The organism is Methylobacterium sp. Leaf361 (assembly GCF_001424445.1).
Classification (GTDB): Bacteria; Pseudomonadota; Alphaproteobacteria; order Rhizobiales; family Beijerinckiaceae; genus Methylobacterium.
The window spans coordinates 1-1199 of sequence record NZ_LMPY01000097.1 but is presented as its reverse complement, the minus strand read 5'-3'; the positions used below and the strand labels follow the sequence as shown (position 1 = coordinate 1199).

The window sequence follows — 1199 nt, the reverse complement described above, 5'->3', positions numbered from 1 at the left end:
CCCGCCGAGGCGGAAGCGCGCTACTATGCCCAGGCCGAGGTCCAAACCTTGCAGCCTGACCCAAACCAAAAAGCCTCCGAGATACTCGGCGCAGTTCATGTATGCCCCGCCGGCTTCGAACTCCTGCGTCAGCGCGTCCTCAAAGCGGTCTGACCTACCACACGAAGTGACGAAGAACCAGACTTCGGCACCCGTTGACACATGTCGTCGATCACCAAACAGGCATCGTATCCGCCGACCAGCCGGTCCGCGGCGCGGGCCAACTCCGTCAAGAGCAAGCTGCCGTCACAGGCCGGGCTGGCGATGAAGTGTTGCAATTAGTCATGGCCCGGCAACCCGAGACGCGCCGCCATCGGCTGCAGGCTCTTGCGATCCCCGGGGCCGAGCAGGCCACGCAGATACAGCGGCGCCCAGGTCCGCCGCATCTTGCGGCACATCGCAGCCAGGAACGGGGCCAGTCACGCGTCGAGATCCTGCCCCGCTGATCTCTCGGCCATGTTCGCCTCCCGCAGTGCCACCGCAGGATCAAAACGCCTTGTTGAGCTGCCCGGCCCGGCCGGGCTCAGCGCCCGTAGATGTCCTCGACGCGGATGATATCGTCCTCGCCGGTGTAGGAGCCGACCTGGACCTCGATCAGCTCCAGGGGGATCTTGCCGGGGTTGGCCAGCCGGTGCATCGAGCCGATCGGCAGGTAGACCGCCTCGTTCTCGTGGACCAGCACCACCCGCTCGTCGATCGTGACCTCGGCGGTGCCGCGCACCACCACCCAGTGCTCNCGAGCCGATCGGCAGGTAGACCGCCTCGTTCTCGTGGACCAGCACCACCCGCTCGTCGATCGTGACCTCGGCGGTGCCGCGCACCACCACCCAGTGCTCGGCCCGGTGGTAGTGCTTCTGCAGCGACAGCCGCCCGCCCGGCACCACCTGGATCCGCTTGACCTGGAAGCGCTCGCCGAGGTCGATCCGCTGGTACCAGCCCCAGGGCCGGTACATCCGCAGATGCGCGTCCGCCTCCGGCGCGCCCTGCGCCCGCAGGGCGCCGACCAGCTCCTTCACCTGGCCCGAATGCGCCTTGGAGGCCACCAGCACCGCGTCGGGGGTGGAGACCACCACCACGTCCTCCAGGCCCACCACCGCGGTCAGGCCCTCGCCCTGGCTGTGCACGAGGCTGTTCTTGGTCCCGATCAGCGACACCCGGCC

Annotated in this window: 3 pseudogenes; all 3 read right to left on the bottom strand. The window is 68.0% G+C overall.

Features of this window, described 5'->3' with window-relative positions:
* Positions 1-203: 203 nt before the first annotated feature.
* Positions 204-458: pseudogene (locus ASG32_RS32010) on the bottom strand (transposase); the annotation flags it as partial.
* A 104-nt stretch (positions 459-562) separates the two neighbouring features.
* Positions 563-775: pseudogene (locus ASG32_RS33635) on the bottom strand (cupin domain-containing protein); the annotation flags it as partial.
* Between the two features lies 1 nt (position 776).
* A pseudogene (cpsB, locus tag ASG32_RS32005) lies at positions 777-1199 on the bottom strand (mannose-1-phosphate guanylyltransferase/mannose-6-phosphate isomerase); the annotation flags it as partial.